The organism is Streptomyces sp. NPDC005899 (assembly GCF_040629645.1).
In the GTDB taxonomy this organism is placed as follows: domain Bacteria; phylum Actinomycetota; class Actinomycetes; order Streptomycetales; family Streptomycetaceae; genus Streptomyces.
In genome coordinates this window covers 1-7,156 of the sequence record NZ_JBEXWB010000328.1, presented here as the reverse complement: position 1 = coordinate 7,156, position 7,156 = coordinate 1, and the positions used below count along the sequence as shown (strand labels likewise).

At 69.4% G+C, this 7,156-nt stretch carries 5 protein-coding genes and 1 pseudogene; 1 reads left to right on the top strand and 5 read right to left on the bottom strand.

What is annotated here, in order from left to right:
• The first annotated feature begins 105 nt into the window (after positions 1-105).
• A pseudogene (locus ABZ371_RS26575) lies at positions 106-630 on the top strand (ATP-binding protein).
• Between the two features lie 35 nt (positions 631-665).
• On the opposite strand, the gene ABZ371_RS26570 reads toward ABZ371_RS26575, so the two are convergent.
• From ABZ371_RS26570 to ABZ371_RS26550, 5 genes are all read right to left on the bottom strand, one after another.
• Complete coding sequence (locus ABZ371_RS26570; RefSeq protein ID WP_358684060.1) at positions 666-1,847, bottom strand: MFS transporter; 1,182 nt, start codon at positions 1,845-1,847, stop codon at positions 666-668.
• Positions 1,848-2,604: 757 nt separating this feature from the next.
• On the bottom strand, positions 2,605-3,162 hold the full coding sequence (locus ABZ371_RS26565; RefSeq protein ID WP_358684058.1) for an XRE family transcriptional regulator: 558 nt from the start codon (positions 3,160-3,162) through the stop codon (positions 2,605-2,607).
• A gap of 4 nt (positions 3,163-3,166) precedes the next feature.
• Positions 3,167-5,275, bottom strand: a complete 2,109-nt coding sequence (locus ABZ371_RS26560; RefSeq protein ID WP_358684056.1) for a helix-turn-helix transcriptional regulator — start codon at positions 5,273-5,275, stop codon at positions 3,167-3,169.
• Positions 5,276-5,479: 204 nt separating this feature from the next.
• The gene (locus tag ABZ371_RS26555) at positions 5,480-6,244 is read right to left on the bottom strand and encodes a hypothetical protein (RefSeq protein ID WP_358684054.1); all 765 of its coding nucleotides are present in this window, start codon (positions 6,242-6,244) and stop codon (positions 5,480-5,482) included.
• A 73-nt stretch (positions 6,245-6,317) separates the two neighbouring features.
• Positions 6,318-6,578, bottom strand: coding sequence for a hypothetical protein (locus ABZ371_RS26550; protein WP_358684052.1), 261 nt, complete (start codon positions 6,576-6,578; stop codon positions 6,318-6,320).
• Positions 6,579-7,156: the final 578 nt, after the last annotated feature.

The following is a 7,156-nucleotide window of genomic DNA, read 5'->3' as shown; positions in this document are numbered from 1 at the left end:
CCCGATAGAACGTCCCACTCTTCGTCCGAGAGCTCATGTCGCCGCACCATGCGCCACATGATGCCCCAGCGACAGCCTTTGAAGACAGGCCCTAGCGTCAAGGTCATGATCGTATGGCTCAACGGCACCCATGGCGCAGGCAAGACGACGACCAGTGCGCTCGTCCAGCAGCTGATCCCGGACTCGCGGGTGTTCGACGCCGAGAAGGTCGGCGAGACGCTCATGGACATCACGCCAGGGCTGCCCGAGACGGACAATTTCCAGCACTGGCCGCCGTGACGTCCCCTCGTGGTCGAGACCGCCCGACGCGTCCTCGACTACACCGGCGGCACTCTGGTGATGCCCATGACCGTCCTGGTCGAGCAGTACTGGCGCGAGATCAGCTCGGGCCTCGCCCAGCACGCCATACCGGTCCGGCACTTCGTCCTTCACGCCGACCAGGACACCCTCCGCGGACGTATCGCGGGCGACACCGTTCTCGGCCCCGACTCCCCGTTCCGCCTCGCGTACCTCGAGCCCTACGCCGAGGCGGCTCGCATGTGGCTGCACGCCGACGCCGAGGTCATCGACACCACACACCTCACACCCGCCCAGGTCGCCCAGCAGATCGCAGAGGCCGTCAGGAGTTGAGAGGACGACCTTCCGGCGTCAAATGTCGCAAGTGCTCATTCGCGCCGGTCAGGGGGCTGTTCGGATGTCGTAGTGTCCGCAGTGAGGACGTGACGGCTGGACCAGGTCAGAGCTGCGGCTGCGGTCAGGACGAGGAGGGGGACGGCGAAGCCGGCACGGGTGCCGCCCGGGCCGTCGACGATTCGGCCGACCACGGCGGCAGAGACAGCGATGCCGGCCGCGCTCGCGGAGTTCGTCCAGGTAAAGGCCTGGGTCAGGACCGACCGGTCCACGACCGACTCGACAAGCCTTGAGGAGACGACGATGCACGGAGCGACACCCGCACCCGGAAGCAGGAGGGCAAGCCCGAGCTGCCAGGGGGCATTGGCCAGGAGCGGTAGCAGCGATGCGCAGGCCAGGAAGGTCAGGATCAGGGGCAGCTGAGCCGAGGGCGGGATGTTCCAGAGGCGTCGCCCGTAGGCCAGGCCGGCCGGCAGGCTTGCCCCGCTCATCAGTCCGTACAGCAATCCGGCTGCCGCGGCGGCGTGGTGAACATCGGCGAAGGCGCTCACCGAGACCTGCATCGAGCCGAAGAAGACACCCAGGGCCAGATTGACCGCCAGCAGGGTGGCGAAGCTCCGGGTCCACAGAGTCCCCGGGCCCCGGACGTCCCTAAGATCCGGGGCGGGTGTCGTGGCGGGCGCCGGGGCCGTACGACGCAGCGCGGCGAAGGCCAGCCCGGCGCCGACGACGAGCGCCCCGGACAGCACCGTACCTGCGGCCGGGTGCACCTGGGTTGCCGTCAGCACCGCGAGGGCGGGACCGAGGAGGAAAGCGATCTCGTTGCTGGCCGTTTCGAGTGCGAGGGCCGGGGTGAGTTCGGCCCTGCCGTGCAACAGGACCGACCAGCGGGCCGCCGAGAGCGCACCGAACTGCGGGATGGTCGCCCCGGCAGCGAGGCCGACCGCCATCAGCGGCACCGCGGGCGCCCCCGCCAGAGTCAGCGCGACCAGGACGGTGACCGCTACGGCGTGGGCGCACAGGAGGGGGACCAGGACGCGCGGCTGTCCAAAACGGTCCATCAGACGAGCCATCTGCGGACCCACCAGGGTCTCCGCCACGGCGAACGAGCCCGTGACCAGGCCGGCCACCCCGAAGGACCCGGTCTCGGCATGCACCAGCCAGACGATGCCGAGGCCGGTCATGGCCACCCCGACCCGGGCGGGAGCCGCTGCCAGGAAGAAGGCCGCCGCGCCCGGGGTCCGCAGGGCTGAACGGTAGGAAGCGGCGCCCTCCCGAACCGGTACGGTTCTGCGCGACTTCCCGGCGGTACGGCGGAAATCCGGTGCGGGGCGACGAAACCAGTGCCGCGGTATCACGGCGAACCTTCCGCTGCGCGGTGGGACGGACCGGGAGTACGACGCCTGTCACGGGCGCCACCCCCGCCGCCAGGAGTCGTCCATGATGACGCGGACACGGCGGAATCGAAGCCCGCCTCGGCGTCGGCTCCAGCGCCGGCAGAAACATTGAGTGCCGAGCTCGAGGGATCGAGCTCGAAGAGCGGATCGGGCAGAAGACGACACTAGCGGCAACCCCGGACAGAGAGAAGACCGCCCTGGACATACAGGTCACCCTGTCCGGCGCGTTGGTCTCCCGCGCGGCGATCACAAGCGGCCGGCACTCCCAGCGGTCACGTCTCCATCGACGCGGGCCGACAGTCGCCCAACCGTAGAAACGATGGGCGTGCCGAAGCCAGCGCGGTCCGGACGCACCCTGGCGATCACTGCCCTCGGCAACAGGTCCCACCGGCAAGGCCCATGCATGACGCGCCAAAGTTCGCCACGAAAACCAGGCGTGGTTGCCGACAGCGGGGCCATCCGCTCAGGCACCCTGCACCAGTCGAACGCTGATGTGATGTGACAACAACCTGCCTTTGTGACAACTGTCGTGCTTCGGCTCAGGCGGGAATTGCGTGGTCATACTTTCCGCTCCTATTCAGTAGTCCAGATCGAGGTAGTCGATGTCGTTGATTTCCACGTCCGACAGTCCCATAGCGCGACCCCCGCCGTCCTGGAAATACACTTCTTTAAACCCTTCGGCGATGATTCCACGCATCTCCTGGTCGCTGGCCCCCGTGTCGCGGGCGTCGAAGAGGCGCTGCGCGTACGCCGCGGGGAGGTGCACGGTGAGCCTGCGGAAGCGGCCGTCGTCGGTCGTGCCGACGGCGGCGGAGTACCCGAACCGGGCCCGGGTCTCCACCGTGATGCCGCCCGAGGCGGCGGCCTGCTTCTGCCGGCGCTTGCGCACCAGCGGCTGCCAGCGGACCTTTACCATGTCGTCGATCTTCGCGGCGACGTCGGCGCGGGCGTGCTTGCGGGCGCCGCGCCGGTAGCGGTTCACGGAGTCGGCGGTGACACCGAGCTCCTGGGCGACGGCCTTCGCGCTGCCGAACTGCTTGAGCAGGAACCCGATCTGGCCCTTCAACGTCTTGGGCGGGTCCTTGGTGAACGCCTCGCGGTCGGCTCGCTCGATCGCGTCCTCGATCTCCCCCACGGCCCTACTCCCCTTCGTCCAGGACGGCGTCGCCGCCCTTGATGTGGCGAGCCGGGTTCAGGCCCTTCTCCATCAGGTCGACCGCCCACAGCATCGACTGGACGCCCTCCAGCTTCGCCAGGCCGGGCGTGGGCCCGAGGCGGAACCCGCCGGGCTGCGGCTTGCCCGAGGCGGCGTAGGGGAGGAAGTCGAGCGGGCTCTCACCCGGGCTCGGGTAGACGACGCAGTCGGAGAGCACGGCGAGCGGGTAGAGCCTGGTCATCTTCGCCATGTTGTTGAGCTTGCGGTGCATGTTGACCCGGGCCTTGCTGATGACGGCGGCCCGGATGTCGGGGCGCCACGTCGGCCGGGCGAGGGCCGGCCACGTCTCGCCCTCCTTGTAGTGCTTGCCCTGGGGGCGCTCGCGGAGCTTGCCGACGCCGCCCTTGACGGTGGCCTTGATGGCGGACAGGACGGCGGCCAGGGCCGGGTCGTTCTGCTTGTGCTGTGCCATCGCGGCGAGGAACGCCGCGTCGTCCAGGTCCTTGGTGACGCCCATGTCGGCGAGGGTGTCGACGTAGGCGTTCTTGAGGCGGTCGTGCCACGGGTCGAGGTAGGCGCCGGTCTCGCGGCGCAGGTACGCCTCGATCGGGTGCACGTCGTGCCCGAGCTCCTGGGCGTAGGCCAGGGTGTGCGTCTGGTACCAGGCCGGGCCGGTCGGACGGGAGCCGTCCGGCGTGAACGGGCTGGGCAGGCGCGGGTCCAGCTCGATGTGGGACAGGTCCGCCAGCCAGCTTCCGGGGATCTTCGGGTTGAACTTCGGGGCGTGGAAGTGGTCCGGGGCGCTGAGGCCGACGACCAGGCGGGCCGCGGCGGCGAGGAACGCCGTGTTGAGGTCGAGGCCGACCGCGAACGGCAGCGTGCACTCCTCATCGGACAGCGTCTGAACCGGCCGCACCCACTGGTACGCCTCCTCGTTCAGGAACCCGCCCGTCCAGCCGCTGCTGACGACAACGGGGTGCTCCGGCGTGGCCTCCGGCGGCGCCGGGTCCATCGGCTCCGTGCCCAGCGAACCCGCGTTGTAGCCGGACACCCAGTTCCCGGTCTCCGGGTCCTGCACGGCCTTGGTCGGCGGGCGCAGCGCCGTCATCAGCTCCAGGCCGGAGACGGCGGTGGAGCCCCGCGGGGTGATGACCCGCTGGGCGTACACCCCGAGGACGCGGGCGATGTCGGCCGGCTCCATCTCCGCGACGCCGGGCCAGGACCGCTCATCGAGGGCGTCCCAGGACAGGATCGCCAGCTGCACGCACTGCCGGTCGCGGCCCTGCGCCTTGCGGTAGATCCGCGCCCACGGCCCGAACCCGCGCTGCGTCAGCTGCCACTTGGCCTTCGCGACCTGCTTGACGACCGGGTGGTCCTCCGGGAGGCGCAGGGAGCGGCGCTGCTCGTGGCCCTCCAGGCGCTCGGGCAGCCCGAGCTTCACGGCGGCGGCCGCGGTGAGCACGATCAGCGGGTCGGAGTCCTTGCCGTACCGGTTGAGCTTCGGCGCACCGAGACGGGACTCGCGCAGCGTCCACTCCACCAGCTCGGGCACGGTGGTCGCCGGGCAGTCCAGCACGACGCCGCCCACCGCGTACGCGGAGCCGTCACCGTCCAGGACGGCCAGCGGGCCGTGCGGGAAGCGCGGGTCGACGGCGGGCGCGGCGGCCTTCTTCGCCGCCGGGCGCCGGGACGACGTCGCCGGACGGACCACGGGACGTTCTTGAACCGGCTTCACTGCGGTGCCGATGTCCGGCTCAGCCTCATCCTGCTCAACGGTGGGCACGTGGGTGAACGTCTCGGGCACCTGCGGCTGCGGCGCGACGACCGGGGCCGGGGCGGGGTGGGTGGGGTACTTCGCTGCCCAGCCCTTGAGGAGCCGCTGGTACGCCTCCAGGCGCGGCGACTTCGGCTCGGAGCGGCCGTTCTCGTAGTTCTTGACCGTCTGCACGGTCGACTTCAGCGCGGTCGCGAGGCGGGCCTGGGTGATGCCGGCGGCCTCGCGAAGGCGGGCGCGCTCCGCCGGGGGCGGGAGCTGAGGCTCCTCCTCCAGCAGCGCGTCGATGTTCGCGAACAGCTCTTCCTCGGATGCCATGTGGATCTCCTTTCGTCCCTCACCCTAACACTGTTTACCCTGACTTTTAACCCGTTTTTTAACCCGTTTCGATTGTTCGGATGGAGAGAACTGAACGGCCCGGAAGAGGCTGCGACCGAGATTGTTACTTGGCGGATGAGTGCAGTAGTTGGCGGATCTTGCTTCCGGAACGCTGTGTTGCGGTTGTTGTCTGCCATTGAGACGTCAGCGGAGTCTGCCACTGGATGTCAGTGGTTCTGCCATGAGGTGTGTCAGTAGGTGCTGACGTCGTCGGCGTCGGTGAGGCGGAGCGCTGTGCCGGACGTCGGCCAGGACGGCGGTGCCGTCGTCGGCCCGGGCCAGGAGTCCGGCGTCGAGCAGGCCCGCGACGGTGGCCGACGTCGGCTCCTCGGGATCGGTGGAGACGGCTCCGTAGAACGCCTGGAACAGCACGGCCGCGTCCTGGTCGCTGAGGACGTCGCGCTGGAGCGGCGGGTAGTGCGCATCTCGCGGCTTGCGCCACGGCTCGGAGTGGTTGGCGGGGTAGAACCAGTTCATCTGCCGTTCGGTGAGGACGTCCAGGCTTGGGCTGAGGGTGAAGTGCGCGGGGGCGGTTCGCCGCAGGGCGTACGGCCGGGCGAGGTGGGGGTAGGTCCAGGAGCGTTCGACGGCGTCAGAGACGCGGTCGAGGTTCCAGCCGAGGGACTCGGCGAGGAAGTCGGCGGTGAGCGGGCGGCCGGCGTGGGCGAGGGCGTTGAGCAGGGCGATGGCGTCCGTGTCGGTGCCGGGGGCGGGATCGGTCGGGAACTGGGCGTCGAAGTGGAGGGGGTGGTTGTAGACCTCGGCGGCGTACGGGGTGAGGTCGGCAGGATGGAGGTCGAGGCGCCGGGCGAGTTCGAGGACGACGTGCAGAGGTTGGTTGGGCAGGTGGTCCAGGGGGATGTCGTGTTCGTGGACGCCGAGGAGGTCGGCGAGCTCCCAGTTGGACATGCCCGCGTTGTGCTGGCGGCGGCGCAGTTCCTCGCCCCAGCCGCGGGGCTTCGCGGCGGCTTGTACGGGCCGGTCACAGGGCGGCGCCCTGGTCGGAGAGGATCGTTGCGTCGAGCCGTCGGGTGGCCATCCAGTCGGTGAGCGGGGCGAGGCCCGCGCCGAGCTTGGCGACTTCGCAGTGCCCGCGGTGGAGCCAGAGCGGATCGACGCCCATGCGTCGGTAGGTGCGCAGCACGACCTCGGTGAGGGCTCGGTCGTTGGCTTTGGTTCGCCGTGCGTAACACGGGACGGGGTGCCAGGCGGAGCCTGGCACCCCGTCGAGAGGAGACGTCACTGCCCTGACCGGATCGTCAGAGGCACGCCGCACTCACCGGCAGGCGCCTGTGCCGCCTCCGTCAGAGGATGCTGCCGAGGATCGCGCTGATGAGGCCAGATACCGTACCGGCGAGGTGGCCAACACCGGGGAGAAGCATTCCGTACTCCATTCGCTGGGGCCGCTTATCGTGGCGGCCAAGATGATCAGTCTAGTGATCGTGTATCAGGGCGAGGCATGGTCCCAGGTGGTCACGATGTACCCGTCGCCGCCGTCTTGGCCCGGGGCACCGAGGATGCCGTTGTAGCCGCCGCATCGAGCGCTCTCTCAAAGATTGTTTCCAACTGGACCCGGACAGTGAACCGACCGTCCAGGCTCGCAAACACGCCCACAGCCCGGACATCGCCCGGACGAGTGATAGAGCTGCCCTCGCTTTACGCAGGCCCGCCAACCCGGCCCATCAGCCCGGCCCCGCACGGGCCTTGTCCATCGACGACAGGACATGGGGCCTCCCCCTGAGTGGTGGACACGCTGATACTGGATCTGCTTGATCCGGAGGAAGCGAGAAGACCGCCGATGGCGATGAAGGATTATTCGGA

Bases quoted from the DNA above. Each gene is read 5' to 3' on its own strand.
- ABZ371_RS26560 (WP_358684056.1), bottom strand. From the start codon at position 5,275: ATGGCATCCGAGGAAGAGCTGTTCGCGAACATCGACGCGCTGCTGGAG.
- ABZ371_RS26555 (WP_358684054.1), bottom strand. From the start codon at position 6,244: ATGTCCAACTGGGAGCTCGCCGACCTCCTCGGCGTCCACGAACACGAC.